General features: G+C 65.4%; 25 protein-coding genes. 11 read left to right on the top strand and 14 right to left on the bottom strand.

Annotated elements, in window-relative coordinates:
- The first annotated feature begins 10 nt into the window (after window positions 1–10).
- Genes F466_RS0108680 through F466_RS0108670 form a run of 3 tightly spaced genes read left to right on the top strand, consistent with a single transcriptional unit; the run spans window position 11 to window position 3,234 of the window.
- Window positions 11–403: a hypothetical protein gene (locus tag F466_RS0108680; RefSeq protein WP_018993902.1), complete on the top strand. Its 393-nt coding sequence runs from the start codon at window positions 11–13 to the stop codon at window positions 401–403.
- Window positions 400–1,239 (top strand): HDOD domain-containing protein, encoded by an 840-nt coding sequence (locus tag F466_RS0108675; protein WP_018174360.1) that lies wholly within the window; start codon window positions 400–402, stop codon window positions 1,237–1,239. The genes F466_RS0108680 and F466_RS0108675 overlap by 4 nt, the downstream gene beginning before the upstream one ends.
- Window positions 1,240–1,284: 45 nt before the next feature.
- Window positions 1,285–3,234 (top strand): bifunctional diguanylate cyclase/phosphodiesterase, encoded by a 1,950-nt coding sequence (locus tag F466_RS0108670; RefSeq protein WP_018993901.1) that lies wholly within the window; start codon window positions 1,285–1,287, stop codon window positions 3,232–3,234.
- Between the two features lie 3 nt (window positions 3,235–3,237).
- Here the strand turns inward: F466_RS0108670 and F466_RS0108665 are convergent, their stop codons facing one another.
- Window positions 3,238–4,626 carry a lyase family protein gene (locus F466_RS0108665; RefSeq protein WP_018993900.1) on the bottom strand — a complete coding sequence of 463 codons (1,389 nt, stop codon included), beginning with the start codon at window positions 4,624–4,626 and terminating at the stop codon, window positions 3,238–3,240.
- Window positions 4,627–4,747: 121 nt separating this feature from the next.
- Between F466_RS0108665 and purB the strand changes: the two genes are divergently transcribed.
- Together purB and F466_RS0108655 are read left to right on the top strand one after the other, a co-directional pair.
- Window positions 4,748–6,115 carry an adenylosuccinate lyase gene (gene purB, locus F466_RS0108660; RefSeq protein ID WP_018993899.1) on the top strand — a complete coding sequence of 456 codons (1,368 nt, stop codon included), beginning with the start codon at window positions 4,748–4,750 and terminating at the stop codon, window positions 6,113–6,115.
- 3 nt (window positions 6,116–6,118) lie between these two features.
- Entirely contained in the window at window positions 6,119–7,282 is a 1,164-nt protein-coding gene (locus F466_RS0108655) for a cupin domain-containing protein (protein WP_018993898.1), read from the top strand.
- Window positions 7,283–7,293: 11 nt separating this feature from the next.
- Here the strand turns inward: F466_RS0108655 and dusA are convergent, their stop codons facing one another.
- Window positions 7,294–8,271, bottom strand: coding sequence for a tRNA dihydrouridine(20/20a) synthase DusA (dusA, locus tag F466_RS0108650; RefSeq protein WP_018875309.1), 978 nt, complete (start codon window positions 8,269–8,271; stop codon window positions 7,294–7,296).
- A gap of 63 nt (window positions 8,272–8,334) precedes the next feature.
- Between dusA and F466_RS0108645 the strand changes: the two genes are divergently transcribed.
- Complete coding sequence (locus tag F466_RS0108645) at window positions 8,335–9,762, top strand: Glu/Leu/Phe/Val dehydrogenase (RefSeq protein WP_018993897.1); 1,428 nt, start codon at window positions 8,335–8,337, stop codon at window positions 9,760–9,762.
- A 36-nt stretch (window positions 9,763–9,798) separates the two neighbouring features.
- Here the strand turns inward: F466_RS0108645 and ribA are convergent, their stop codons facing one another.
- On the bottom strand, window positions 9,799–10,944 hold the full coding sequence (gene ribA, locus F466_RS0108640; RefSeq protein ID WP_018993896.1) for a GTP cyclohydrolase II RibA: 1,146 nt from the start codon (window positions 10,942–10,944) through the stop codon (window positions 9,799–9,801).
- A gap of 146 nt (window positions 10,945–11,090) precedes the next feature.
- Here ribA and F466_RS0108635 point away from each other — a divergent pair, with 146 nt between their 5' ends.
- The gene (locus tag F466_RS0108635; RefSeq protein WP_018993895.1) at window positions 11,091–11,879 is read left to right on the top strand and encodes a RibD family protein; all 789 of its coding nucleotides are present in this window, start codon (window positions 11,091–11,093) and stop codon (window positions 11,877–11,879) included.
- A 37-nt stretch (window positions 11,880–11,916) separates the two neighbouring features.
- On the opposite strand, the gene thrC is transcribed toward F466_RS0108635, so the two are convergent.
- From thrC to alaC, 3 genes are read right to left on the bottom strand one after another with little or no spacing between them, the layout of a single operon-like run.
- Complete coding sequence (thrC, locus tag F466_RS0108630; RefSeq protein ID WP_012982677.1) at window positions 11,917–13,059, bottom strand: threonine synthase; 1,143 nt, start codon at window positions 13,057–13,059, stop codon at window positions 11,917–11,919.
- Between the two features lie 38 nt (window positions 13,060–13,097).
- Window positions 13,098–14,411 carry a homoserine dehydrogenase gene (locus F466_RS0108625; RefSeq protein ID WP_018993894.1) on the bottom strand — a complete coding sequence of 438 codons (1,314 nt, stop codon included), beginning with the start codon at window positions 14,409–14,411 and terminating at the stop codon, window positions 13,098–13,100.
- Between the two features lie 55 nt (window positions 14,412–14,466).
- Window positions 14,467–15,705, bottom strand: a complete 1,239-nt coding sequence (gene alaC / locus F466_RS0108620) for an alanine transaminase (protein WP_018993893.1) — start codon at window positions 15,703–15,705, stop codon at window positions 14,467–14,469.
- A gap of 195 nt (window positions 15,706–15,900) precedes the next feature.
- Here alaC and F466_RS0108615 point away from each other — a divergent pair, with 195 nt between their 5' ends.
- Complete coding sequence (locus F466_RS0108615) at window positions 15,901–16,287, top strand: Mth938-like domain-containing protein (RefSeq protein ID WP_018993892.1); 387 nt, start codon at window positions 15,901–15,903, stop codon at window positions 16,285–16,287.
- Window positions 16,288–16,305: 18 nt separating this feature from the next.
- On the opposite strand, the gene rpoS is transcribed toward F466_RS0108615, so the two are convergent.
- Genes rpoS through surE form a run of 5 tightly spaced genes read right to left on the bottom strand, consistent with a single transcriptional unit; the run spans window position 16,306 to window position 20,240 of the window.
- Window positions 16,306–17,382, bottom strand: coding sequence for an RNA polymerase sigma factor RpoS (rpoS, locus tag F466_RS0108610; RefSeq protein WP_018139398.1), 1,077 nt, complete (start codon window positions 17,380–17,382; stop codon window positions 16,306–16,308).
- Between the two features lie 25 nt (window positions 17,383–17,407).
- Complete coding sequence (locus tag F466_RS0108605; protein ID WP_018139397.1) at window positions 17,408–18,148, bottom strand: peptidoglycan DD-metalloendopeptidase family protein; 741 nt, start codon at window positions 18,146–18,148, stop codon at window positions 17,408–17,410.
- 31 nt (window positions 18,149–18,179) lie between these two features.
- Window positions 18,180–18,764 (bottom strand): YqaA family protein, encoded by a 585-nt coding sequence (locus F466_RS0108600; RefSeq protein ID WP_018139396.1) that lies wholly within the window; start codon window positions 18,762–18,764, stop codon window positions 18,180–18,182.
- A 47-nt stretch (window positions 18,765–18,811) separates the two neighbouring features.
- The gene (locus tag F466_RS0108595; protein ID WP_026182228.1) at window positions 18,812–19,477 is read right to left on the bottom strand and encodes a protein-L-isoaspartate(D-aspartate) O-methyltransferase; all 666 of its coding nucleotides are present in this window, start codon (window positions 19,475–19,477) and stop codon (window positions 18,812–18,814) included.
- Window positions 19,467–20,240, bottom strand: a complete 774-nt coding sequence (gene surE, locus F466_RS0108590) for a 5'/3'-nucleotidase SurE (RefSeq protein WP_018139394.1) — start codon at window positions 20,238–20,240, stop codon at window positions 19,467–19,469. The genes F466_RS0108595 and surE overlap by 11 nt, the downstream gene beginning before the upstream one ends.
- 125 nt (window positions 20,241–20,365) lie before the next feature.
- Between surE and F466_RS0108585 the strand changes: the two genes are divergently transcribed.
- From F466_RS0108585 to F466_RS0108575, 3 genes are all read left to right on the top strand, one after another.
- Entirely contained in the window at window positions 20,366–20,926 is a 561-nt protein-coding gene (locus F466_RS0108585; RefSeq protein ID WP_018139393.1) for a Smr/MutS family protein, read from the top strand.
- Between the two features lie 218 nt (window positions 20,927–21,144).
- Window positions 21,145–21,753: a DUF3365 domain-containing protein gene (locus F466_RS0108580; RefSeq protein WP_038038771.1), complete on the top strand. Its 609-nt coding sequence runs from the start codon at window positions 21,145–21,147 to the stop codon at window positions 21,751–21,753.
- 181 nt (window positions 21,754–21,934) lie between these two features.
- Window positions 21,935–22,378, top strand: coding sequence for a PAS sensor domain-containing protein (locus tag F466_RS0108575; protein WP_018139391.1), 444 nt, complete (start codon window positions 21,935–21,937; stop codon window positions 22,376–22,378).
- A gap of 13 nt (window positions 22,379–22,391) precedes the next feature.
- On the opposite strand, the gene truD is transcribed toward F466_RS0108575, so the two are convergent.
- Genes truD through F466_RS0108560 form a run of 3 tightly spaced genes read right to left on the bottom strand, consistent with a single transcriptional unit; the run spans window position 22,392 to window position 26,073 of the window.
- Window positions 22,392–23,441 carry a tRNA pseudouridine(13) synthase TruD gene (gene truD / locus F466_RS0108570; RefSeq protein ID WP_081622320.1) on the bottom strand — a complete coding sequence of 350 codons (1,050 nt, stop codon included), beginning with the start codon at window positions 23,439–23,441 and terminating at the stop codon, window positions 22,392–22,394.
- A complete protein-coding gene (tsaB, locus tag F466_RS0108565) occupies window positions 23,438–24,139 on the bottom strand; it encodes a tRNA (adenosine(37)-N6)-threonylcarbamoyltransferase complex dimerization subunit type 1 TsaB (protein ID WP_018993890.1) in 702 nt (233 codons plus the stop codon). Before tsaB ends, truD begins: the two co-directional genes overlap by 4 nt.
- Entirely contained in the window at window positions 24,130–26,073 is a 1,944-nt protein-coding gene (locus F466_RS0108560) for an ATP-dependent DNA helicase (protein WP_018993889.1), read from the bottom strand. The genes tsaB and F466_RS0108560 overlap by 10 nt, the downstream gene beginning before the upstream one ends.
- Between the last annotated feature and the right edge of the window lie 42 nt (window positions 26,074–26,115).

Genomic DNA, 26,115 nt, shown 5'->3' with positions numbered 1-26,115 from the left:
AGGTCACAGCATGACGCGTCGGGTATCCATAGAGGACGTGAGGTCCGGCAATACACTGGCGACTGCGGTTTATGACCGCTCGGGCAGGCTGCTGATCCCCGCTGGCATGGTCCTCCAGGACAAGCAGATTCGAGTACTGCTGTCCTGGGGAATCACAGCGGTTGAAGTGCTCGACGAGGGTGCCGACGACGCCTCCATGTCGTCCCCGCACGAGCCTGATGAGCCCCCCGCCACCGAGCCCACCCCAGAGATAGAGGCCCGCGCCGACGAGATCCTGGCCGAGCGTTTTCAGCATTGCTCGATCGAGGATCACCCCATGTCTGGCATCTACCTTCTGGCGCGGAAAGCCCTGCTGGATGACCTGTGCCGCTACGCACCGAGAAGGCAGAGTGAACAGGCATGACCGTTGACGAGTTCCTCGCGACCGACGATGCCCTGTGCAGCTTCTCCGGAAGCTACAACACCATCTTCACGCGCCTGAGCGACCCGACGGCCAACGTCGCGGCCATCACCGAGGCTGTGGAACTGGACCCCACGATCGCGGCCAAGACGCTCAAGGTGGCGAACTCCTCGCTCTATGGCTTCCCGGAACCGATCGACACCCTGCACAGGGCCGTCTCCATCATCGGCCTGCAGCAGATGCGCCAGATCGTGATATCGACGGTCGTGATCGAACACTTTCGCGGCGTGCCGGTGATCGGCGTGGACATGGAGTCCTTCTGGCGGCACAGCCTGGCCGTCGGCGTGCTGAGCCGCTCGATCGCGCGATTCCGGCGCGAGGCCAACATCGAACGGCTTTATCTCTACGGGATCATGCATGACCTGGGACGTCTGCTGATGTTCCTGCATCTGTCCAGTCGCACCGAGGAGCTGATCAATATCCGCGAGCGCGAACGCATGCTGCTGTTCGAAGCGGAAACCGAATTTCTCGGCTTCGACCATGCCGCCATTGGGGCGGAATTGATGGAGCGCTGGGGCATGTCACCGGCACAGGTGGAGGCCACCCGTTTCCACCATGCGCCGGGTGACGCACAGGCGTTCCCGGTCGAGACCGCGATCGTCCATGTGGCGGACAGCATCGCCAACGCCTTGCGGCTGGGCTCGTCTGGCGAACGTTTCGTTCCGCCCGTGGAAGCAGAGATCTTCGACCGCATTGGTCTGGAGATGGAGACCTACGAGGCCGTGATCGGCGATGCCCGGAAACAGCTCGGACAGATGCAGGCGATCCTGCTGGACTGACGAGGGACGGATGAGCGCACGGATGCAGGTAAAGGACGACCCGGCATGAGCCCTTCGTACAAAAGCCCTGAAGAGGTCAATGCGCTGCATGAGCGCATCCGTTTCCTCGAGGAAGCGCTGGAGGCGAACGCCTACGCGATGGACGTGCTCGCCTCGACTACCGCGATCTTTGGCGACACCGACCGCAATCGCAGCCCAGACCTGATCATCCAGAGCAGTCTGGAATCCATCCGGCGTCTGCTGCCGGCCCGCGACATGGCCGTCTACATCCTCGACGGCGAGTCTTCGTTTGATCTCGCCTATCAACAGCATCCTCAGGAGGATGAATACGGCCTCGCGGATGCCGTCGAGGATCTGATTCAGGAAGGCACTTTCTCCTGGGCGCTGCATCAGAATCATCCGGTCTGCCTGCCTTCACGCTTCGACGGCGAGAACGTGCTGCTCCATGTCATCTCGACCCGGACCCGCATTCGCGGCATGTTTGCCGCCCGCTTTCGCCAGAACGACCTCCAGCGCCACGAGATGACCCTCTCGACCCTGACGATGGTCCTGTTCAATACCGCCTATGCCCTCGAGAGCGCCGACCTGTTCCAGATGATGGACCGGCGCCAGAAGGCCTTGCAGCGGATTACCGAGCACCAGTCACGCGAACTGCTTCATCACCAGTCCCACGACTCGCTGACCAACCTCCCCAACCGGATGCTGTTCAGTGACCGTCTGTCCCAAGCCATTAACCGCCATCAGGGAACCGATCATCACATCGCGTTGATCCTGCTGGATCTGGACAACTTCAAGCGCCTGAACGACTCGCTCGGCCATCGCGCCGGCGACGAGCTGATCCGCAAGGTGGCACAGGATCTCGGAAAGCTGCTGGATCGCAGCCACGACCGATCGGGGCGTCCCTTGCGCGCGACCCTGTCGCGCCTGGGGGGCGACGAGTTCGGCATCCTGGTCGAGGATCTACAGGGTCTCGAGGGCTGTGTGCGACTGGTCACCGACGTCGTGCGCACGACCGCGGTCGAACGTACGATCTTTGATCGGCCCGTGGTGACCAGCGCCTCCTGCGGGATCGCCGTGTTTCCCTACGACGGGGAAGACTCTGATGTCCTGCTCAGCAACGCCGATGCGGCCATGTACGAGGCCAAGCAACGTGGCCGCAACGGCTTCCGCTTCTACACCCAGGACCTGAATTCCCGCACCTTTCGCCATTTCGAGCTGGAAAAGGAACTGGGGACCGCCATTGAGCAAGATCAACTGGTCCTGCACTACCAGCCAAAGGTCGACCTGCATACCGGCGATATCCTCGGCGCAGAGGCGCTGATCCGCTGGCAGCACCCGAAGCTTGGGCTGTTGCCCCCCAGCCACTTCATCGAGCTGGCGGAGGACATGACCCTGATCGAGGCCATTGGGGAGTGGGTGCTGCGCCAGGTCTGCCAGGACCTCAAGCGACTGCCCTCGCAGGGCCGGGATCACGCCTTCCGTGTCGCCATCAACGTCTCCGCACGGCAGCTACGCCAGCCCGACCTCGCCGGAGACTTTCACGCCATCCTGCAGGCCGCGAACGTCGCGCCCGAGTGCATCGAGCTGGAACTGACCGAAACCACCATCATGGATGACCCGAAGGGTGCCGCCCGCATGTTTGAGCGCCTGCGCAAGATCGGTATGCGGCTGGCCGTGGACGATTTCGGTACCGGCCATGCCTCGCTGATTCAGCTGAAGAAGCTGCCAGCGGACACCCTCAAGATCGACCGTTCCTTCGTCCAGGACCTCGAACGCAGCGACGGCGACGCGCGGATTGTTCAGGCCATCATCCAGATGGCGCATACCTTGGGGCTGAACATCATCGCCGAAGGCGTCGAAACCGAACGCCAGGCCGAAATCCTGCGCGAATTCGGCTGCAACGAGGCACAGGGCTATTTCTTTGCGCACCCCATGCCCTTCAATGACTTCCACACCCTGCTGCAGGACCGGACCCGCCTCCCGTGGGCCGGATAAGCCTTACCCGCCGGCACCCTCCGGGCCCGTCAACTTCGCCGGATCCAGCAGTACCTGCAGCCGCTCGCGCGGGATATCCGTGTGCTCCGCCGCGACGTCCAGGATGGGCCGCCCGGTGGCATAGGCCTCCTTGGCGATGCGCGCCCCCGCCTCGTAGCCGATCTCGGCGTTCAGGGCCGTGACCAGGATCGGGTTGCGATCCAGCGCGGCCCGCAGGTTGTCCTCGTTCACGGTGAAGCCCGCGATCGCCCGATCCGACAGATGGGTAGAGGCCCGTGCCAGCAGACCGATCTGACTCAACAGATTGTCGGCAATCAGCGGGAGGCCGACGTTCAGCTGGAAATTGCCCGCGGCGCCGGCGGCGGTGATCGCCGCATCCAGGCCGATCACCTGTTGCGAAGCCATAATCACGGCCTCCGGGATTACCGGGTTCACTTTGCCCGGCATGATCGAGCTGCCTGGTTGCAGGGCCGGCAAGGCAATCTCGCCCAGCCCCGCCAGGGGGCCCGAGTTCATCCAGCGCAGATCGTTCGCGATCTTGGTGAGCCCGACGGCCACCGTGCGCAACTGCCCGGAAAGCTCCACCGCACTGTCCTGACTGGCCAGTGCCGCAAAACCGTTACCCTCGTGCACAAACGGCAGGCCGGTTCGCTCGGCCAGGCGCCCTGTTACACGCGCGCCGAAGGCCGGCGGTGCATTGATGCCGGTGCCCACTGCAGTCGCGCCAATGGCCAGACGCTGGATGCGCACACGGGTGTGCTCCAGGCGATCCAGGTCCAGTTCCAGTTGGGTACGCCAGCCGGAGAGTTCCTGCCCCATCGTCACGGGCATCGCATCCATCAAGTGCGTACGCCCGGTCTTGACTAGCGCCCCCACATCGCGCTCGCGGCGGGCGATCGTGGCAATCAAGTGACGCAGCGCAGGGACCAGTTCCTCCTCCAGCGCCAGCGCCGCAGATACATGCAACGCGGTCGGGATCACGTCGTTGGAGCTCTGCGAGCGATTGACATGATCGTTCGGATGGACCGGTTCCTCACTACCCGATGCGATCCGCGCGAGCACCTCGTTCATGTTCATGTTGGTGCTGGTGCCCGACCCCGTCTGATAGACGTCAACCGGGAAGGCGTCCGCATGCTCGCCCGCCGCGACCGCCTCGGCCGCCGCCACAATCGCGTTCGCCACGGCGTCCGGGAGCTGCCCCAGTTCCTGGTTGGCCTCCGCACAGGCCGCCTTGGTCAGCGCGAGGGCCCGAATGAACACCTGTGGCATGGGCCGGCCGGCGATCTGAAAGTTGTCGATGGCGCGCTGGGTCTGGGCGCCCCACAGGGCATCCCTGGGGACTTCCACCGGTCCGAGGCTGTCCTGCTCCTGGCGGGTCGGGGACTTCGACATGCACTCCTCCAAATGATCGGGCGTAGCTTTGTATTATACTGCGCCGCGTCAATCGACCGTCCGCAGGACACATGACCCACGCCCCCCTGACGGACCCCATCCATTCCGACTCGAGTGCATCATGTCCCTGAGCCCCCTGTCCGCGATCAGTCCCGTCGATGGCCGCTATGCCCGGCACACCCGCGATCTGGCCCCCTATTTCTCCGAACAGGGCCTGATGCAGGCCCGGGTGCGGGTGGAGATTGCCTGGCTCAAGGCCCTGGCGGCGGAGCCCGCTATCCCCGAGGTCCCGTCATTGACCGCCGAAGCGGAGGCCTTCCTCGACGAGATCGCCCTGGAATTTGACGAGGTCGCCGGCGCCCGGGTGAAAGAGATCGAGGCCACGACCAATCACGACGTCAAGGCCATCGAGTACTACATCAAGGAGCAGATGCGCGATCGGACCGATCTGCAAAGCCAGATCGAGTTCGTGCACTTTGCCTGCACCTCAGAGGACATCAACAACCTCGCCTACGGCGTGATGGTCCGCGAGGCGCGCAATCATGTGATGCTACCGGCGCTCGACACCGTGCTGGAGCCGCTGCGCGAGCTGGCACAGCGCTTCGCCGATCAGCCCCTGCTGGCCCGGACGCACGGACAGCCGGCCTCGCCCACGACCATGGGCAAGGAACTGGCCAACGTGGTCCATCGTCTGGAGCGGCAGCGCGCCGCCATCGCCGCCAATGAGTGTCTGGGCAAGATCAACGGTGCGGTGGGCAACTTCAATGCCCACTACGCGGCCTACCCGGAGGTGGACTGGCCGTCGCTCTCGCGGCGCATGGTGGAAAGCCTCGGGCTGGTCCCCAATACCCACACCACCCAGATCGAGCCGCACGACTTCCTGGCCGAGCTGTTTCACGCCTTCATGCGTCTGAACACGATCCTGCTGGATGCCTCACGCGACATCTGGGGCTACATCTCGCTGGGTTACTTCAAGCAAAAGGTCGTGGCCGGCGAGGTCGGGTCCTCGACCATGCCGCACAAGGTCAACCCGATCGACTTCGAGAACGCCGAGGGCAACCTCGGGCTGGCCAATGCCGTGTTCGATCACCTGGCGAGCAAGCTCCCCGTCTCGCGCTTTCAGCGTGACCTGACCGACTCGACCGTGCTGCGCAACATCGGCATGGGGTTCGCCTGGTCGCTGATCGCCTACAAGGCCTTCCAGCGCGGTCTGGGCAAGCTGGAGATCGAACCCGGCCGGCTGGACGAGGATCTCGACCAGAACTGGGAGGTGCTGGGCGAGGCGGTGCAGACCGTAATGCGCCGCTACGGGATCGATTCTCCCTACGAAAAACTGAAGGCCCTGACCCGTGGCCAGCGCATCACACCGCAGGCCCTGGCCGAGTTCATCGATGGCCTGGAGATCCCGGACGAGGCGAAACAGCGCCTGCGCGAACTGACCCCGGGCCGCTACACGGGGATCGCCAGCCAGCTGGCTCGCGACGAGTAAGGCGTGCCCGCCCACGACCCGAATCTGGGCCTGAGGCTGCTGGGCGGGCTCTCACCGGCGGAGTTTCTGCGCGACTACTGGCAACAAAAGCCGCTGCTCGTGCGCGGCGCAGTATCGGACTTGGCCAACCCCATCGAGCCCGACGATCTGGCCGGGCTCGCCTGTGAGCCGGATACCGGTGCCCGGCTCGTACTTGGTGACACCGACCACGGTGACTGGTCGGTCGAATACGGCCCGTTCGCAGAGGATCGCTTCGCATCCCTGCCCGATCGCGCGTGGACCCTGCTGGTTAGCGACGTCGAGCGCTTCTGGCCCGAGGGACGGGACTTCCTGGCGCGGTTCGACTTTGTCCCGCGTTGGCGCCGCGATGACCTGATGATCTCCTACGCAGCACCCGAGGGATCGGTCGGGCCCCATGTCGATGCCTACGATGTCTTTCTCTTTCAGGCGGCCGGGCGTCGGCGCTGGCAGATCCAGTCGCCACCGGGGGCACTGGAATGCCACGACGACCTGCCGCTGGCGATCCTGCGTGAGTTCCAGCCAAGCGAGAGCTGGGATCTTGAACCCGGTGACCTGCTCTACCTGCCTCCCAACCTGCCCCACTACGGCCTGTCACTGGATGATCAGTGCATGACCTGGTCGGTCGGCTTTCGTGCCCCGACCTACCTCGATCTGCTGACCGGATTCCTGGAGGAACGGGCTAACCGGGTCGGCGAGGCGCCCCGATACGGCGATCCCCAGCGCCCGGTGTCCGCCTACGCGAGCGAACTGCCGTCACACGACCGAACCCGGCTGCGCGGCATCCTGCGCGAGATGCTCGCCGCCGACGACACGGAACTGGATGCCTTCCTCGGGCGCGTACTGAGCCGGCCTGCGGGGAACGTCGAACTGCATCCCGGAGATCCTCTCGCCGCAGCGAGGGCGTGCCGTATTCACCCGGGTATTCGGCGCCACTGGCTGAAGACGCCGACGGGGCCGGTCCTCTGCGCCGCCGGGCACAGCTACCCGGCCGACACCCTGTCGCCGGACCAACTGGAGCAGCTGTGCGCTACGGAGACCCTCGATCCGCGGCACTGGGAACACCAATGGCCGGAGATTCACGAAATGCTTCGCGACGGCCTGGAGGAAGGCTGGCTGGAGCCCGCTGAGGACTCCACGCAGACCTGAGGCCCGGACATTCAGGCACAGGCCCGCAGGCAGGGCTCCGCCGCACGCTCGATCAGCTCCGGTCCGGCATCCGGCCGATGTGCACCCTCGGTCAGGATGCGCCGCCACTGGCGCGCCCCCGGCTCGCCGTGAAACAGACCCAGCACATGCCGTGTCAGCCGTGCCAGCGGGACGCCCTCGGCGCGCATCTCGCGGGCCATGTCGATCAGACCCTGCAGCACGGCCTCGCGTGTCACCGTCCCGGGCTCGTCGAAATAAAGCTGGTCGACCTCGGACAGCACCCACGGCTGGTGGTAGGCCAGTCGCCCGAACATCACCCCGTCCACCCGCTCGAGATAGCCGTGCGCCGCGCGGACATTGTCCAGGCCGCCATTCAGCACGATGGTCAGTTCCGGAAACTCCGCCTTCAGACGGAACACGCGCTCGTAGTCCAGTGGCGGAACATCGCGGTTGTCCTTGGGGCTCAGGCCTTGCAGCCACGCCTTGCGGGCATGCACGATGAATTGCTGGCAGCCGCCCCGCGCCACAGTTTCGACAAACGTGCGCAGATCGGCCTCGGAATCCTGTTCGTCAATCCCGATACGATGCTTGACGGTCACCGGAACGTCGACCGCATCCTGCATCGCGCGCACCATTTCGGCCACCCGCTCCGGTTGCGCCATCAGGCAGGCGCCGAACGTGCCCGACTGCACGCGGTCGGAGGGGCAGCCGACGTTCAGGTTGATCTCGTCAAAGCCTCGCTCTGCCGCGATGCGGGCGGCCTGAGCGAGCGTGTCGGGATCCGATCCACCTAGCTGCAGCGCCAGCGGGTGTTCCGCCGCGACATGGCCCAGCAGCCGGTCGCGATCACCGTGAATCACCGCGTTGGCGTGTACCATCTCGGTGTACAACAGCGCGCGCCGGGTCAGCAGCCGATGGAAACGCCGGCACCAGGAGTCGGTCCAGTCCATCATCGGCGCCACCGAAAAACGCGGATCGGGAAACCGCAACGATTCAGTCAAGGCGCCGCCCGCCCTGCGGGTGGTGCCCGGAATGCCAAGGGATAAATACGCATGTCGGAAAACGAAACGCCGGAAACCTTTCTGGACAGTGTCTCACACATGGTCGATCGCGCCATGCATTTCCTCGAGTTGCCCGAAGGTGCGATGGATGCCATCAAGGCCTGCGACTCGGTCATCCAGGTGAGCTTTCCGATCCGCTTTCGCGACCGCATCGAGGTCTTTACCGGCTGGCGTGCCGTGCACTCCTCCCACCGTTTGCCGGTGAAGGGGGGACTGCGATTCTCCCCCACCATGGACCAGGGACATGCGGAGGCCCTGGCCGCCCTGATGACCTACAAATGCGCGATCGTGGATATCCCGTTTGGGGGTTCCAAGGGCGGGCTGCGCATCGATCCGCGCAAGTATGACGAGTGGGAGATGGAGCGGATCACCCGCCGTTTCGCCCACGAACTGATCCAGCGCGACTACATCAGTCCCGCGCAGAACGTGCCGGCCCCGGACGTCGGGACCTCGCAGCGCGAGATGGCGTGGATCATGGAGACCTATCGCGAACGCCATCCGGAAGACGTCAACCACAGTGCCGCCGTGACCGGCAAGCCCGTTGACCTGGGCGGCATGCGCGGTCGCCTGGAGGCCACCGGGCGCGGCGTTCAGTACGCCCTGCAGGCCTTCTTCCGCGAGGGCAATGCCGCGCGCGAAGCCAGGCTGGAAGGCGGCCTGGGCGACCAGCGCATCATCGTTCAGGGCTTCGGCAATGTGGGCTATCACGCCGCCCATTTCCTGCAGAACGACGACCACGCCAAAATCGTCGGGGTGATCAAGAGTGATGGCGGGGTCTACTGCGAGGACGGGATCGACGTCGACGCCCTCAACGACTACGTACGCCGCTCCGGTACCATGGAGGGCTTCGCCGGCGTGGAATTCGAGCGCAATGGCAACCGGATCATGGAACGCGAATGTGACATCCTGATTCCGGCGGCACTCGAGGGCGCGATCCATCGCGAGAATGCGCCCAACATCCAGGCCCGACTGATCGCGGAGGCCGCGAACGGCCCGGTGACCTTCGAGGCCGACCAGATCCTGCAGGACCGCGGCATTACCATCCTGCCGGATGTCTTCGTCAACGCCGGCGGGGTCGTGGTCTCGTACTTCGAGTGGGTGCGCAATCTCGCCCACATGCGCTTCGGACGCCTCGAGCGGCGCTATGACCAGTCGCAGGGCCAGCATCTGGTCACCGCGATCGAGATGTCCACGGACCACAAGCTGCCGGACTGGATACGCGAATCCATCGTGCGCGGCGCAGAGGAGATCGACCTGGTCCGCTCCGGCCTCGATGACACCATGCGCGAGGCCTTCAGCGAGATGTACGAGACCCGCGAGGTGGAGAGCAATGGAGCGGTGCTGGATTACCGTACTGCGGCCTACCTGATTGCCCTGCGCAAGATCGTGCGGGCCCGCAGTGACCTGAGGCTGATCTGACGCACATCCGGGCGCCTGCGTAGACCGGCGGCCGGCTCAGCCCCGCTCCGCCTCCGAGGCAAGCAGTTCCTGCAGCCAGTGGCCGCCGCGGTCCGCCTTGGTACTGAGATAGCGCAAGTTGTGGGGGTTGAGCGTGCCGTGGACGGGCTCGCGGGCCACCACCTGGATGCCCCCGGCGCGCAGCGCCTCGATCTTCGCGGGGTTGTTGGTCAGCACACGCACCGTGTCGATGCCGAGAAATTCCAGCATCTCCACGGCCGCATCGTAGCGGCGTCCATCGGCCTCGAACCCCAGCTGGCAGTCGGAGTCAATCGTGTCCAGACCCGCCGTTTGCATGGTGTAGGCGCGCAGCTTGTTGGCCAGGCCGATGCCCCGCCCTTCCTGAGCCAGATACAGCAGCACCCCGCCACCACTCTCGTTGATCGTCTTCACACCGAGACGCAACTGATCGCCGCAGTCACAGCGCAGGCTGCCAAACAGATCGCCCGTCAGGCAGGCCGAATGCAGCCGTACCGGGACGGCCTCCGGCCATTCGTTCGGCTCGCCGATGACCACCGCCACGTGTTCCAGGATCCCGTTCCCCTCCCGGAACAGCATGAAGCGGGTCACCGGGGCATCGGCCAGGGGTACCGGGGCCTCGCTCACGTAGGCCAGTTCCAGGCGTGGGTGATGTGCGACCGCTCGTGCCTCGCGCTCGTCCACGTCCAGGAACATCCCGTCGGCCAGCGCCGAGTGGATGGCCTCGGGTACGGGTTCGGGCACGCGCGCCGATACGACGGCAGGCAGCAGACGACCGGCGCGGGCCAGCTCCAGCGCCGCGACTTCCGCGGGCTCGGCGGGCCGAACGTCCGCCTGGTCCAGCGCGTGGGTCGGGTGCTCGGCCTCGTTAGAGGCCTCAGGCGCACTGGCCAGGGTAAACAGTGCCTCGGGGTCCGTTCCGGGCGCAAACTCCAGCGCCACGCCTTCCCATCCCTCGGCCAGTGGTTGCGGCCAGCCCATTGCGGACGCGCGGTGGGGCGTTAGAATCAGACGGGGGCGGCCGCCGGTCATATGCGTCAGGCGATCCAGCAACACCGGGGTCAGACCTTCAACGGCAGCAACCAGTACGCTGGACTGCTCGCCGCTCAGCAAAACCGGATGGCCCCGGCGAAGGTCGAAAATCCCACGATCGGCGTTGTGCATCAGGTCCTTCCCAATGGAGTTTTTCTTATGACCAGCCCGCAGGACGCGAATTCCACTCTGTCCAGCCGCGACCCGTCACCCCTGTCGTCTCCCCCAAGCCTATCGCATGTGCCCCTAAAGGGTCGCGAAACCCGGGTTTTCCAGGCATGACCGCCTATCCGGTGACCGAGGAAGAGGCCTGGCGCTGGCTGCTGGCCCAGCGTGCCGATCCGGGCTGCTGCCCCCTGCCCGGCCCCCTTGCCCCGGCTGCGCACGACCTGCTGGAGCTCTACGGCCCGATCATCGAGGCGGAGAGCATCACCGTCGCGCAACTGGGCCAGAGCCTGGACGGCCGCATCGCCACTCAGAGCGGGCACTCCCAGTATGTAACCGGCCCCGAGGACATCGAGCACCTGCACCGCTTGCGTGCGTTGGTGGACGGCGTCGTAGTGGGTGCCGGCACCGTAGTCGCCGACGACCCGCGTCTCACCGTCCGCAAGGCCGAGGGCGTCCATCCGGTGCGGGTCATCCTCGACCCGGATGGGCGAATCCGGTCCAGTGCCCGCGTCTTCCAGGACGGCGAGGTGAAAACGCTGGTCCTTCACGCCGAGGGCCACGGCCCCTGCGACATGCCCGGCCACGTCGAATGCATGGAGATGCCCGTCGATGCCGATGGCCGCTTTGCGCCGCCCGAGCTCCGCGACCGCCTGGCGGCCGAGCATGGGCTGCATCGACTGCTGGTCGAGGGCGGAGGCCGGACGGTGTCGCGCTTTCTCGCCAGTGACACTCTCGATCGCCTGCATCTGACGATCGCACCGATGCTGATCGGCTCCGGGCGCCACGGCATCACCCTGCCCGAGATCGACACCCTCGATCAGGCCCTGCGCCCGCCCTGCCGGATCTTCCGGCTGGGTGGCGACACCCTCTACGACCTGGACCTGCGCAGCAAGCCCTGAGCCCTTCGGGGCTGCTCGCTGCGATTATTAAAGGGTCTCAGGCGAGGTTGTCGCGGATCGCGCGGGAGACCGCGTCCAGCTCCGCCGGGACCTTGGTCGGCTGGACCACGCTCTGTGCGATGGCCGTGTCGGGATCCTTCAGGCCGTTACCCGTGAGGGTGCACACCACGGTGGAGCCCTCCCGAATCTTGCCCTCACGGATATCGCGCAGGGCGCCGGCCAGCGACGCCGCCGAGGCGGGCTCGCAGAACACGCCTTCCTTCTCGGCCAGGAGCTTCTGCGCGGCCAGGATCTCGTCGTCCTGGCACTCGTCGAACCAGCCGCTGGATTCCTCGCGCACCTTCCAGGCCATGTCCCAGGACTGTGGGTGCCCAATGCGGATCGCAGTGGCCACGGTGTCCGGGTCGTCGACCATTGCGCCGCGCATGAAGGGCGCGGAGCCGGCCGCCTGATAGCCGACCATGTGCGGGCGGTTACCCACCATGCCACCACCGGCGTACTTGCAGTGGCCCTTGCAATAGGAGCAGGCATCCGTCACGTCGTCGCTGCTCTTGGCGGCCATTTCGCTGTAGCCGATCCAGTGCGCGGTGATGTTGCCCGCATTGCCCACCGGCAGACAGTGATAGTCCGGGGCGCGGCCCAGTTCCTCGACGATCTCGAAGGCCGCGGTCTTCTGGCCCTGCAGGCGATACGGATTGACCGAGTTCACCAGGGTCACCGGCGTGTTGGAGGCGACCTCCTTCACCAGCCGCATGCCATCGTCGAAGTTGCCCTCGATCTGGATCACGGTGGCGCCGTGCATCATCGCCTGGGCCAGCTTGCCCATCGCGATCTTGCCATCGGGGATGACGACGAATGCCGTGATCCCGGCGCGTGCCGCATAGGCGGCCGCCGCGGCGGAGGTGTTACCGGTGGAGGCGCAGACAATCGCGCGCGAGCCTTCTTCCACGGCCTTGGTGACCGCCATGGTCATGCCGCGGTCCTTGAACGAGCCGGTCGGGTTCAGGCCCTCGAACTTCACGTAAATCTCGACCTCGCGCGCCAGGTCCCGCGGGATATTGTTCAGGCGGATCAGCGGTGTGTTGCCCTCACCCAGGGAGATAATGCGCGTGTCGTCGTGCACCGGCAGGCGGTCACGGTAACGTTCGATCAGTCCGGTATAGCGATGTCCAAAGGCCATGGTGTTCTCTTTAGCGTGTTGCGCAGGAAACTCGGAGCCTAGCGGCCCAGCGCTTCCATGCGGATACGAGTAATCGGGGTTAGCAGGTGATCCAGCGCCTCGAGCGCGGCGATCGCCTCGTTCATCGCGCCCTCGCGGACCTTGTGCGTCAGCATGATGATCGTGGCCTCGCCGCGCTCCGCATCCGGCTCGCGTTGCAGGATCGCCTCGATACTGATGCCGTGCTCGCCCAGGATACGGGTGATATCGGCCAGCACGCCCGGACGGTCCTGGGTACGCAGGCGCAGATAAAAGGACGTCTCCACCTCGGACAGATCCAGCACCGGCTTGTCCGACAGGGCATCCGGCTGGAAGGCGAGATGCGGGACCCGGTTCTCGGGGTCCGTGGTCAGGGCGCGCACGACGTCGACCAGATCGGCCACCACCGCCGAGGCGGTGGCCTCGGCACCGGCACCCGCGCCGTAGTACAGCGTCGGGCCCACCGCGTCGGCATTGACCAGCACCGCGTTCATCACGCCGTCGACGTTGGCGATCAGCCGGCGCTCCGGGATCAGGGTCGGGTGCACGCGCAGTTCGTAGCCCTTGTCGGTGCGCCGGGCAATCCCCAGATGCTTGATGCGGTAGCCCAGTTCGGCGGCGAAACCGACGTCCTCGCGGGTGATATTGCTGATGCCCTCGACCGCAACCCGGTCGAACTGCAGCGGGATACCGAAGGCGATGGACGCCAGGATCGCCAGCTTGTGGGCGGCATCGATGCCCTCCACGTCGAAGGTCGGGTCGGCCTCGGCATAACCGAGCGCCTGGGCTTCGGCGAGCACATCGTCGAAGTCGCGGCCCTTGTCACGCATCTCCGTCAGGATGAAGTTGCCGGTCCCATTGATGATCCCGGCGAGCCACTCGATCTGGTTGCCGGCCAGGCCCTCGCGGATGGCCTTGATAATCGGGATACCCCCGGCCACCGCAGCCTCGAACGCGACCATCACGCCCTTCTCCTGGGCGCGCTGGAAGATGGTGTTGCCGTGCAGGGCGATCAGGGCCTTGTTCGCGGTGACCACATGCTTGCCGGCGTCGATTGCGGCCAGCACCAGGTTCAGCGCCGGGTCAGTGCCGCCCATCAGTTCGACAACGACCTCAACCTCCGGGTCATTGACGACCGCCGCCGGGTCCGTGGTCAGGCGGATCTGCGAGCAATCGCAGTCGCGCTCACGCTTGATATCACGCGCGGCGGCTGCGACCACCTGGATGCCACGGCCAGCCCGGCGCGCGATCTCGATTCCGTTACGGTCCAGCACATTGACGGTGCCACAGCCAACCGTGCCCAGCCCCAGGATTCCAATCTTTACCGGCGTCATAAAAGCCTTGTCTTGTCTGCGTGCGGGCGCTACCGCCCGAATGAGTGCTTGATTGCTATTCGCCCCGAGCCGGCTCGGTCGGCTCGGTCGGCTCGACGGTGGCATCCGCCAGGATCGAGTCCGCGCGGAACATGGCCTTGATCCCGCGCAGGGCCTGCCGCGTGCGCTGTTCGTTCTCGATCAGGCTGAAGCGCACGAAGTCGTCGCCGTAGTTGCCGAAACCAACGCCCGGCGAGACCGCGACCTTGGCGTCCCGCAACAGCTTCTTGGCGAACTCGAGCGACCCCATCTCGCGATAGGCATCCGGGATCGGCGCCCAAACGAACATGGTCGCCTTCGGCTTCTCCACATGCCAGCCCAGCTTGCCGAGCCCCTCGCACAGCACGTCGCGGCGAGAACGATAAAGCTCGCGAATCTCGTCGACGCAGTCCTGCGGACCCTCCAGCGCGGCGATCGCGGCGACCTGGATCGGCGTGAAGGTGCCGTAATCCAGATAGGACTTGATGCGCGCCAGTGCGGCTACCAACGTCGGGTTGCCGCACATGAAACCGACTCGCCAGCCCGGCATGTTGTAGGTCTTGGACAGGGTGTAAAACTCGACCGCGATATCCTTCGCACCCGGCACTTCCAGAATCGAAGGGGCCTTGTAGCCATCGAAGCTGATCTCGGCATAGGCAAGATCGTGCACGATCCAGATGCCATGCTCCTTGCAAATCGCCACGACCCGTTCGAAGAAGTCCCGGTCCACGCACTGCGTGGTCGGGTTGGCCGGGAAGTTCAGGATCAGCATCTTCGGCTTCGGCCAGGAGTCCTGAATCGCCCGCTCCAGCTCGGCGAAGAAGTCGACGTCCGGCGTCAGCGGCACATGGCGTACGTCCGCCCCGGCAATCACGCAGCCATAAGGGTGGATCGGATAGGCGGGATTCGGAACCAGCACCGCGTCCCCGGGCCCCAGGGTGGCCAGCGCCAGATGCGCGAGACCTTCCTTGGACCCGATGGTCACGATCGCCTCGGTCTCCGGGTCCAGCTCCACATCGAATTCGCTCTTGTACCAGCGCGTAATCGCCCTGCGCAGCCGCGGAATGCCCTTGGACACCGAATAGCGATGCGTATCGCCGCGCTGCGCGGCCTCGCAGAGCTTGTCGACGATGTGACGCGGGGTCGGCTGGTCCGGATTACCCATACCGAAGTCGATAATGTCCTCGCCGCGGGCACGCGCCTCGGCCTTCAACTGGTTCACGATGTTGAAGACGTAGGGCGGGAGGCGCTCGATACGGGGAAAGACGTCGGTCACAGGTCAGGTCCTGGTTGGGCCAAGCGAGCCGGCAGCAGGTCGGGGAGACGCCGCGGAATCCCCTTGAATACCGCACCGGAAAGCGCGCCAAAGTATAACCCGGGCCCGCCTCTGTCAACGAATCGGGCACCAAACTGGCCCGGCTACAAATGCCTGATCTTGAGCCTGCCTCGCGCGCGGGGTAGCGTGTAGCGCATGCTGTTCTCCGAAGTCACCAGCGAAGAGACCTACATCGTGACCGGCTACGAGTCGGGTGCGGTGGGGATCAACCAGGTGGGGTACACCCGCAGCCTGATCGTGCGCCCGAATGCGCTGCAGCAAGACTGGCCGGTCGATTCCGTCGACGCGCTGGCGGTCGAACACCTGCAACCCGTGATCGATCATCCCCCGGAGGTGCTGCTGATCGGTACCGGCGAGGTGCAACGCTTTCCGGACCGGGCCGTATGGCGGCATTTGCGCCGCGAAGGATTTGGCGTGGAGATCATGGATACCGCTGCCGCCTGCCGGACCTACAACCTGATCATGGCCGAGGGTCGCGAGGTGGCGGCCGCCCTGATCATCGACGGCGGCGACCGAGTTTAGCCTTACGGCACCTCGCCGTCAGGAGTTGGGCAGTACCTCGTCGCCCTTCATACCGCGTGACTCAAGCAAACGCCGCAAGCGCTTCAGGGCATCCATCTGAATCTGGCGCACCCGTTCGCGTGTCACGCCGATCTCGGCCCCCACCTGCTCCAGGGTCGAACGCTCGAATCCATGCAACCCGAAGCGTCGCACAAGCACCTCGCGCTGCTTGTAATCCAGTTCACCCAGCCACTCGTCCACCAGGTGCTGAATGTCCTGATCCTCCAGCAGCGACGACGGCTCCTGCGCATTCACGTCCGCCAGGATATCCGTAAGCGAACGTTCGCCGTCCGGCCCGGGCGGCAGGTCCATGGAGGTCGACGGCTCCGACATCGCCCGGAGTTTCTGGATCTCGGCCACGGGCTTGCCCAGGCGCTGGGCCAGCTCTTCCTCGGTGGGGTCACGGCCCAGTTCCTGCGTCAGGTTGCGGGCGATCCGCGCGTGCATCCGCAGCTCCTTGCTGACATGCACCGGGATGCGAATCGTGCGCCCCTGGTTCATCAGGGCGCGCTCGATCGTCTGCCGGATCCACCACGTCGCGTAGGTCGAGAACCGAAAACCGCGTTCGGGGTCGAATTTCTCCACCGCGTGCATCAGGCCCAGATTGCCCTCCTCGATCAGATCCAGGAGCGGCAGACCGCGATTCAGGTAGCGCCGCGCGATCTTCACCACCAGCCGAAGGTTGCACTCGATCATGCGGCGCCGCCCGGATTCGTCGCCATCACGGGCCAGGCGCGCGTACTTGCGCTCTTCTTCGGGGGTCAGCAGGGGCCGGTATTCAATGTCACGCAGGTAAATCTGGATGGCGTCGAGCTCGGCCGGCCGGGCATCGCGCAGTGTTCGGGGGCGTACTGGAACATCCTGTTCCGGGGAGAGTTCCTTCTCGTCTTCCGGGGGCGGGACCTCGACCTCTTCGGGACTCTCTCCAGTCGCCAGAGGATCGCCGTTCGCGCCGAGGTGTTCGGCAGGATTCTCCTCACCCGACTGACCGGTTCCGTCATCCATCAGGTGTTCTTCGTCCAGTGCGGAATCGACCGGCTTCCGGGATTTAGCCATGGATGCCCTGTACTCCCTTTTCTATCTAGCGATCCGGCAGATATCGGGTCGGATCCACGGGTGTTCCGTCTACCCGTATCTCGAAGTGCAGCATTGGGCGCTCCGCACCCGATGAACCCAGACGCGCTATCGTCTCGCCGGCCTCGACCTGATCCCCTTCGGAGACCAGGAGCTCGTCGTTGTGGCCATAGGCGCTCAGAAAGCGCGCGTCGTGTTTCAAGATGATCAGTCGACCATACCCCACGAGGCCGCCACCTGCATAGACCACCTCTCCGGACCGCGTCGCCCGCACCTCGTCGCCGCGTTCTCCGCCAATCGCGAGCCCTCGCCGCGTTCCGCTGCTGGAGAAACCACGAAGGACGTCGCCATCCGCCGGCCAACGCCACCCACCCGGGTCATCCGGCGGTGGATCCGAGCGCGCGGCTTCCCGCGATGCACCACTATCACCGTCACTGCTGCTCGCGGTTGAGGATTCCTGCCGCTGCTGGCGTGGGGCCTGCGGCGGCGACGAGCGCGCAGCCCCGCGCAGACGCAGTTCCTGCCCGGGGTAGATGATGTACGGCGCGCTAATCGCGTTGCGCTGGGCGACTTCACGCCAGTCCAGACCGTAGCGGTGGGCAATGCGGTAAAGGGTTTCTTCGCGCTGAACCGTATGGGTCGCAGGCACCGGGCCACTGGCACGCGACGTGTCGCTGCTGCCGCTGGGGGCACGTGTCGCGCAACCGCTGACCAAAGCGACAACCAGGCCCGCGATGGCCACCAGCATGAGCGTTTGCAAGAATCGCCGACTCAAGGCGTCATTCCATCAACAGCACGATCACCATCGCGCCCAGCAGCACGACCACACCTGCCCAGCCAATACGTTCCATATAGGGCCGCAGGTGCTGCTCGGCTCGAGGCCCCGCCCAGGCCATCACGAGTGCGACCAGGAAGAACCGCAGCCCCCTCCCGATCAGCGATGCAATCACGAATGGGATCAGGGCCATCGACAGGGCCCCGGCGGTCACCGTGAACAGCTTGTACGGGATGGGCGAGAACCCGGCGATCAGCACCACCCACACGCCCCAGACGGCAAACCAGGCCTCGGCCTGCGCGATCTCGCCGCCGTATCCCCAGCGTTCCAGCCATGGTCCAATCCATTCGAACGCGGCCCACCCGATCAGATACCCCAGCAAGCCGCCCAGTACGGAGAAGATCGTCGTCAGGGCGGCGAGGCGCCAGGCCGCCCGTGGTCGGGCGGCCGCCATCGGCGCCAGCATGACATCCGGTGGCACTGGAAAAAAGGAGGATTCGGCAAACGACAGTGTCGCCAGGTAGCGCGGGGCATGACGGTGGCGGGACCACTGCATGACCCGATCGTACAACGGCTCAAACAGCTTCATGCCGATCCCCGGTGGCTGCAGACATCACGCCTCGGCACCCGCCCACCTCACTGCTCGGCCCCGGGTAACATAGGAACGAACATGACCGCATCGAGGATATCGCGCACATAGGCCTCTTCGGTCCGCGTATAGCGCACCAGTTGCTGGCGCCCGTCCGGTCCCTCCACAGGGGCTACCAGACGGCCGTTGAGGGCCAGCTGTGTCAGCAGGGTCTCCGGAACGTTGTGCGGTGCGGCGGTCAGGATGATGCCGTCGAACGGCGCGCGCTCGGGCCAGCCTTCCGCCCCATCGCCGTGCCGCAGGTTCACGTTGTTGATCCCCAGGCGGCTTAACAGCTCCCGCGCGTTGCGGCTGAGCGCCTGGATGCGTTCGACGGAGTAGACGCGGTCCACGAGCTTGGCGAGAACGGCCGCCTGATAGCCGGACCCGGTGCCAATCTCCAGCACCGTGCTCACAGGACCGCCCTCCAGCAGGGCCTCGGTCATGCGCGCGACAATAAACGGTTGCGAGATCGTCTGACGATGCCCGATAGGCAGCGCGATGTTCTCGTAAGCCCGATGGCTCAGCGCCTCCTCGACAAACAAGTGGCGAGGGACATCGCGAACGGCCTCGAGCACCCGGCGGTCATGGATACCCTGACCTTCCAGCAAGCGGATCAGTCGTTCTCTTGCTCGGCCCGACGTCAAACCGGCCCCGCGCGCATCAGGAACCATGATGGCTCCCGGGCGTTGCATCCTCCAGCCAGCGGCCCACCGTATCGATGGCGTCGTAACGCGTTAAGTCCACCTGAATAGGAGTCACCGACACATAGCCCTCTCGCACCGCATGAAAATCCGTACCCGGCCCGGCGTCCTGTTCCGACCCCGCCGGGCCCACCCAGTAGATCGGTCGCCCACGCGGATCGGCGTCCGCGATCATCGGCTCGGCCCGGTGCCGGTTACCCAGGCGTGTCGCCTGTACACCGCGGATCTCGTCACGCGGCAGATCGGGGACATTGACGTTCAGGATCGTCGCGGCCGGCAGGGGAACGCGATGAATCCGGTCCAGCAGATCCAGCACGATACGGCCGGCCGCGTCATAGTTCGTGAGGTCCGTGCCGACGAGCGAGACCGCAATAGCCGGCAAACCCAGGAAACGCCCTTCCATCGCTGCGGCGACGGTGCCGGAATACAGCACATCGTCACCCATATTGGCACCGGAGTTGATCCCGGAGATCACGACATCCGGCTCCCACTCGCCCAGCAGGCCGGTCAATGCGAGATGCACACAGTCCGTCGGCGTCCCGTCCACCTGAATCCCGTCATGCCCCACTTCCCGTGCTCGCACCGGACGCACCAGCGTCAGGCTGTTGGACGCACCGCTGCGGTCACGATCCGGCGCCACAACCCGCACCTCCGCGACTTCACGCAGACATTTGGCCAGGCACTGGATGCCGGGCGCATGGATACCATCGTCGTTGCTTACCAGAATGCGCATTCGGATTGGGGTCGCTGGGAAGTGGCCTAATATACTGGATTCGGAACACCGAGCGCGGTCACGAACCTCACCGTCTGCCTGAGGTTCTTCTCCGTCCACGCCACGGAAAACGCGAGTATCCTGCCATGAACTCCGGTGATGATCCCAACGATATGCCCGATGACGCGGACGAATTCCTGCGTGCGATTGGCGATGTGCGACGCCTGCACCATGACCAGGCCGACACCGGCAAGCCGCGCCCCCCTGCCCGCGCCCATCAACGTGACCGCGACGAGGCGGCCGCCCATTCCGACTGGCTCAGCGATCCGATCGGCGCCTCCGAGCTCCAGCCGGGTGACGAGCTGCGCTATGCCCGCGACGGCATCAGCCACCGCATTTTTCGTAAACTTCGCAGTGGCCACTACCGCGTGGAAGATGAACTCGACATGCACGGCATGTTCGCGGACGAGGCGCGACAGGCGATCGGGCAGTTTCTCGATCAAGCCCGCGCGCATGGGCGCCTCTGCGTCCGTGTGGTGCATGGGAAGGGCATGCGCTCGCGGCAAAAAGGACCCGTCCTGAAGGGGCTCACGGATCACTGGCTGCGCCAGCGCCACGACGTGCTGGCGTTCTGCTCCGCGCCGCCCGCCGATGGTGGTACGGGCGCCGTGTATGTCCTCCTGAAGCGGCCGAAAGCGCAGCGCTAGCACGCGCATTACCACGCCCACCAGCTATACTTAAGTCACATATTCCCATTCGCTGATTCTTGGGCTTAGACTGATTCCAGGCTGGGGATTCAGCGCGGGACTGGTTCACGTTTTTCCTACGCCAGTCCTTGCAATCTTCGGTAATCCGTACCATGCTCTGTACAAGTCTTGTACAGTTCTACGGGACGCAACGGACACTGCATTGGGAGGTCCTGTTCATGAAGAATTGGAAGCTAGCCCCGATCGCCCTTGGCTTGGCCGCGTTCGTCAGCACTAGCGGACACGCCCTTGGCGACGATCACGCAAAAGAAATGACCGAAGCAGAACTGCAAGAACGCATCGCCGAAACTCGAGCGGCGATCGAACAGTTCGCAAGCACTCTCCAGGGGGAACTGGTCGCCGCCATGGAAGAAGGCGGGCCGACCCAAGCCATTGAGGTCTGCAACCAGCGGGCTCCCGAAATTGCGGACGAGATTGCGGCCGACACCGGCTGGGAAGTCGGTCGCACGAGCCTGAAGATCCGCAACCCTGACAACAGTCCGGACGAATGGGAACGCATCCAGCTGGAGCATTTCCAGTCCCAGCATGCCGACGGCACCCCCGCCAACGAGCTTGCTCCGCGCCACGAAGTGGTCGAGGGCGACGATGGCGCCCGTTTCCGCTTCATGGCGGCGATTCCGACCGGCGGTGCTTGCCTGGCCTGCCACGGTTCGGACATTGGTAGCGACGTCAAGCACGCGCTCGAGCGTCTGTATCCGGATGACCAGGCAACCGGGTACAGCGAAGGCGACGTCCGCGGTGCATTCACTATCACGCAAGAGATGTAATCCAGCGGGCATCTCGCCCCCTGAAAGGCCGCCTCCGGGCGGCCTTTTTCGTGTCCGGCGCAAAAAATGCCCCGCGAGGGGGCACATTCGTGATATTTTCGAGACACTTGATTCTCAAACACGGGCATCCCCCTGAAGGACGGTCCCGCCCGCCAGACCCGAACACGAACGTGACCGAACTATGACGCGAACGATTGATGCCGAACTCCTGGCCCTCGCGATAGACGCCTCCAACGACGGTGTCGTAATCGCCGAACGCGAAGGCGATGACAACATCCTGATCTACGTCAATCGCGCCTTCGAAGAACTGACCGGCTATCGCTCCGAGGAGATCCTCTACCGTGATTGCCGCTTCCTGCAGGGGGGCGATACCGATCAGGAGGCAATCGCTGAGATCCGAGCTTCAATCCAGGAGAACCGTCCCTGCCGCGTCACACTGCGCAACTACCGCAAGGATGGCTCGCAGTTCTGGAACGAGCTTTCGCTTACGCCGGTGTTCAACGACGAAGACCATCTGACCTACTACATCGGTATCCAGAAAGACATCACGGCCCGGGTCGAGGCCGAGCAGCGCGCCGAGAAAGCCGAACAGAAGCTCAAGCAGACCGAGGCCCGCTCCGCCTGAGCGCGGCCGCTCCCTAGGGGGTATCCGCTTTCGGTGCGCTGTCCATCAATGCGTCGATGACGCTGGTCGCGTACTCGCCGGGGCCAAGTTCCAGCTCAAGCCGCAGGTCATTCCCCTGCCACTCGAAACCGAGTGACCCCGGAAGCATGCGCAGGGCACGGCGTGCCGACTTCACGCCCTGGGCCTCCAGACCGGACGCCAGGCTCTCGAAACGACCGGCACACTCTGCCTCCCGCGCACGCACATCGCCCGCCGTCAGTGGCTCGCCACGACCCCACAGCGGGCCCGTCGGGTGTATCACCCCCTCCGCCAGGCGTTGTTCGATATCAGCAGTCACCTCCGGGACGGCAAACACACTGCCGGAGCCTTGAAACGTCGCCACGTCACCGGGCAGAAACCGTGCCCAGGAATCGTCGGCTACCCGTTCTGCCAGAACGGCATTGAAGATCGCGGAGCGCGCCGCAGAGAGCAGCAGGCTGCGCTGGTTGCGCCCCCGCGGCGCCCTCCCCCCGCTTAGCCACTGCTCGGCCTGTTCCAGGTTTCGGCGGCCAAACCGCTGCTGACCGAAGTAATTCGGGACCCCCTCCTCCCGGATACGCCGAAGGATCTGCCCCGCCATGTCCCGATCGCCCGCAACGTCCCGCAGCCAGACGACAAAACGGTTCCCCGCGAGGTGTCCGGTACGCAGCTTGCGCGAATGCCGCTCGGCCCGCAGCACTCGGGCCTCGCCCACAGCGTCCTTGCCCATGCGTTGTATCAAGGTCGCTGGATCTTGCCAGTCCGGTTCGGCAGCGGCCGTGCACTGCACGCTGAACCACTGCCGCGTCACGGCCTGCCGGTCCTTGCGCCCGGCATAGCTCACCTGGCCGCGCGGCACCCCGCAAGCCCGCGCCAGCGCGACGGCGACATCTTCGGTGTTGAGCAGCCGCTTTTCGATCTCCAGCCACAGGTGCTCGCCACTGCCTTCCGGTTCGGTCGCAGGAAGCTCGAATACGCAGAAATCTTCCGGGGCCTCTTTCATGCGCCCGGTAATCGGTGGCGACCATGGATATACCGGCGTCATGTCTTCGCCCCTCGCGGACTGGGCGGCGCGGCAACGTTATCGCGCAGGTAAACCGGCTGCGCCTGTTCGGGCGGAATTGCCTCGCCCCGTGCCCATGCATCCACGGCCAGCATGGCCACCTCGCGCGCCCGCGGCAGTGCGTCCGGATAGAGCCGCTCCTCGCCCAATCCGCAGCGTTCGCCCAGTTCAGGATAGGCGGCAAAACCGGAACCGATGCCACGGTCGGGTGCGCCACGCCAGGCGGGGGATATCTGTCCGGGCGCCGCGACCTGTTCCGCCGCTGCCTGCGCACGCCCTTCGACGACCGTATTCAGACTCCAGTACACCTCGCCCATGCGGGCGTCGAGGGCCGCAAGGATCTCGCCCGACGGTGAGTCGGGCCGTTCGCTGACCAGTTGCTGCGCAAGCGCCTGCAGGGTCGATATCGGGAGCACCGGGCAATCCAGGGCAAAGGCCATGCCCTGTGCGACACCCAGCCCAAGGCGAACGCCGGTAAATGCCCCCGGTCCACGGCCGACGGCAACGGCATCCAGGGACGAGCGTGCAATATCCGACCGCGCCAGCAGCTCCTCCACCTGCCGGAGTATCAGTTCGCCATGCTTGCGTGGGGCACGCACCTCGACGCTTTCCAGGGCCCCATCCACCCACAACGCGGCGGAGCACGTCTCGGTGCAGGTCTCGATGGCGATCAGTCGCATTCGACACGCTCCCGTGCGGTCGCCAGAAACTGCAGAGCCGCGATCGGGTCCCGCGTCCGATAAAACGGTGGAAGGCTGGCCAGGAACCGGCGTCCATAGGACTTTCCGGTCAGCCGGGGATCACAGATCGCAAGGATGCCGGAGTCATCCGCATCACGAATCAGGCGTCCAGCCCCCTGCTTCAGGGCCAGCACCGCCTGCGGCAGGCTGAACTCCATGAACGGCGAACGCCCTTCGGCCTCCAGGGCCTGCGCGCGGGCTTGCAGCACCGGGTCGTTTGGCGCCGCAAACGGCAGGCGGTCGATGATCACCACCGACAGCGCCTCCCCGCGGATATCGACGCCCTCCCAGAAGCTGTGGGCACCCAGCAACCAGGCGTTACCACTCTCGCGAAACCGTGCCAGCAGGTCGTTACGGGGCTGCTCGCCCTGTACCAGCAGTTCGCGATCGGGCAGCTCGGCCCGTAGCAGTGCCGCCGCCTCCTGCAGAGCACGATGGCTGGTGAACAGAAAAAACCCGCCGCCCGGGTTGTCACGCAGCAGAGGCCAGGCCCAGGCGACACAGGCGCGCGTGTATTCGGGGCTGTTCGGGTTGGGCAGCGGAGGCTGCGGATGCACCAGGCAGGCCTGCCGGGCAAAGTCGAAGGGGCTCTCCAGGCGTTCCTGGGCGACGTCCGCGGGCAGTCCCAGACGGCGCGAGGCATGGGTGAAGTCCTCTCCAACGGCCAGCGTAGCCGAGGTGAAGACCCAGGCAGCCGGGCGCGCGGCCCGCCGTTGCGCCAGCGGTCGCGCGGCATCCAGCGGCGTCCTGTGCAGGATCAGACTCTGCGCGAAGCGCTCCACCCAGGCTACGGTATCCGGCGTGTCCTCGCGCCAGGTCTGCAGACGTTCCCGCATCAGCAGTACCCGCCCCTGCACCTGCTCGAGGCCGGGTCCGCGCTCGTTGGCCGGGGCCAGCGCATCACTCAACCCGCAAAGGGCCTCGTCCAGCTCCTCGATCGACGGCTCCACCCGGCCCTTCTCGTTCACCACGTCCCAGGCGGCGCGCGGTTCCATGCCCTGTGTCGCGTCGAGCAGCTTCTTCGCCACAGTCTCAAGCTCGACCGCAGCCTCGCGGATCACCACCATCTCCGGGGCGGCCTGCTCCTGCTCCCGGCGCACATCGCGCGCCAGGTCGCGCAACGCCCGGCTCCCCACGGCAACGCCGAAGAACGCTCCGGCGATCTCCGGCAGCTGATGGGCCTCGTCGACGATCACGGCATCCACCTCCGGCAGGAGCTCGCCGAAACCCTCTTCCTTCAGCGCCATATCGGCGAGCAGGAGGTGGTGATTCACGACCACGATTTCGGCGTCCTGCGCGCGCTTGCGCGCCTGCACCACGAAGCAGTCGTTGTATTGCGGACACTCGCTGCCCAGGCAGTTGTCGACGGTGGAGGTCACCTGCGGCCACAGGGGCGAGTCTTCGGCCAGGATGCCCGCTTGTCCCAGATCGCCCGTGGCATGGGTGCGCGCGAACTGCCGCAGCGCCTCGATAACGGGCATGCGCTCGCGCTGCGCGCTACGTTGCGTCTGGCCCCCGGCCTCGGCGGCCGCGAGTTCCAGGCGGTAATGGCACAGGTAGTTAGCGCGGCCCTTTAGCAGTGCGGTGCGCGGGCGATAGCCCAATGCTTCGCATACGGTCGGAAGATCCCGTTCGAAGAGCTGGTCCTGCAGCGTCTTGGTGCCCGTCGACACCAGGGCCTTGCGGCGTGACTGGAGGACCGGCACCAGATACGCAAAGGTCTTGCCCACCCCTGTGGCGGCCTCCACGAGCAATGCAGTCGGGGCCTGCCCCAGGGCCAACTCCACGGCCGCCGCCATGCGCTGCTGCGGCTCGCGCGGGCGAAACCCGTGCAGTGCCTCGGCCAGATCGCCGCCGGGGCTCAGCGCGCGCACGGCCGCCGACCCGGATGGGGCCGTCGCGGGTGATTCGGCGGA

The sequence above is a fragment of the Thioalkalivibrio sp. ALgr1 genome, from assembly GCF_000378285.1.
Classification (GTDB): domain Bacteria; phylum Pseudomonadota; class Gammaproteobacteria; order Ectothiorhodospirales; family Ectothiorhodospiraceae; genus Thioalkalivibrio.
Note: the sequence above shows the minus strand (reverse complement) of the source record. Positions and strands in the feature narration are given on the sequence as shown.

Coding starts and splice junctions, on each gene's coding strand:
- F466_RS0108680 (WP_018993902.1), top strand. CDS start 11: ATGACGCGTCGGGTATCCATAGAGGACGTGAGGTCCGGCAATACACTG.
- F466_RS0108675 (WP_018174360.1), top strand. CDS start 400: ATGACCGTTGACGAGTTCCTCGCGACCGACGATGCCCTGTGCAGCTTC.
- F466_RS0108670 (WP_018993901.1), top strand. CDS start 1,285: ATGAGCCCTTCGTACAAAAGCCCTGAAGAGGTCAATGCGCTGCATGAG.
- F466_RS0108665 (WP_018993900.1), bottom strand. CDS start 4,626: ATGTCGAAGTCCCCGACCCGCCAGGAGCAGGACAGCCTCGGACCGGTG.
- purB (WP_018993899.1), top strand. CDS start 4,748: ATGTCCCTGAGCCCCCTGTCCGCGATCAGTCCCGTCGATGGCCGCTAT.
- F466_RS0108645 (WP_018993897.1), top strand. CDS start 8,335: ATGTCGGAAAACGAAACGCCGGAAACCTTTCTGGACAGTGTCTCACAC.
- ribA (WP_018993896.1), bottom strand. CDS start 10,944: ATGCACAACGCCGATCGTGGGATTTTCGACCTTCGCCGGGGCCATCCG.
- F466_RS0108635 (WP_018993895.1), top strand. CDS start 11,091: ATGACCGCCTATCCGGTGACCGAGGAAGAGGCCTGGCGCTGGCTGCTG.
- thrC (WP_012982677.1), bottom strand. CDS start 13,059: ATGGCCTTTGGACATCGCTATACCGGACTGATCGAACGTTACCGTGAC.
- F466_RS0108625 (WP_018993894.1), bottom strand. CDS start 14,411: ATGACGCCGGTAAAGATTGGAATCCTGGGGCTGGGCACGGTTGGCTGT.
- F466_RS0108615 (WP_018993892.1), top strand. CDS start 15,901: ATGCTGTTCTCCGAAGTCACCAGCGAAGAGACCTACATCGTGACCGGC.
- rpoS (WP_018139398.1), bottom strand. CDS start 17,382: ATGGCTAAATCCCGGAAGCCGGTCGATTCCGCACTGGACGAAGAACAC.
- F466_RS0108605 (WP_018139397.1), bottom strand. CDS start 18,148: ATGCTGGTGGCCATCGCGGGCCTGGTTGTCGCTTTGGTCAGCGGTTGC.
- F466_RS0108600 (WP_018139396.1), bottom strand. CDS start 18,764: ATGAAGCTGTTTGAGCCGTTGTACGATCGGGTCATGCAGTGGTCCCGC.
- F466_RS0108595 (WP_026182228.1), bottom strand. CDS start 19,477: ATGGTTCCTGATGCGCGCGGGGCCGGTTTGACGTCGGGCCGAGCAAGA.
- surE (WP_018139394.1), bottom strand. CDS start 20,240: ATGCGCATTCTGGTAAGCAACGACGATGGTATCCATGCGCCCGGCATC.
- F466_RS0108585 (WP_018139393.1), top strand. CDS start 20,366: ATGAACTCCGGTGATGATCCCAACGATATGCCCGATGACGCGGACGAA.
- F466_RS0108580 (WP_038038771.1), top strand. CDS start 21,145: ATGAAGAATTGGAAGCTAGCCCCGATCGCCCTTGGCTTGGCCGCGTTC.
- F466_RS0108575 (WP_018139391.1), top strand. CDS start 21,935: ATGACGCGAACGATTGATGCCGAACTCCTGGCCCTCGCGATAGACGCC.
- truD (WP_081622320.1), bottom strand. CDS start 23,441: ATGACGCCGGTATATCCATGGTCGCCACCGATTACCGGGCGCATGAAA.
- tsaB (WP_018993890.1), bottom strand. CDS start 24,139: ATGCGACTGATCGCCATCGAGACCTGCACCGAGACGTGCTCCGCCGCG.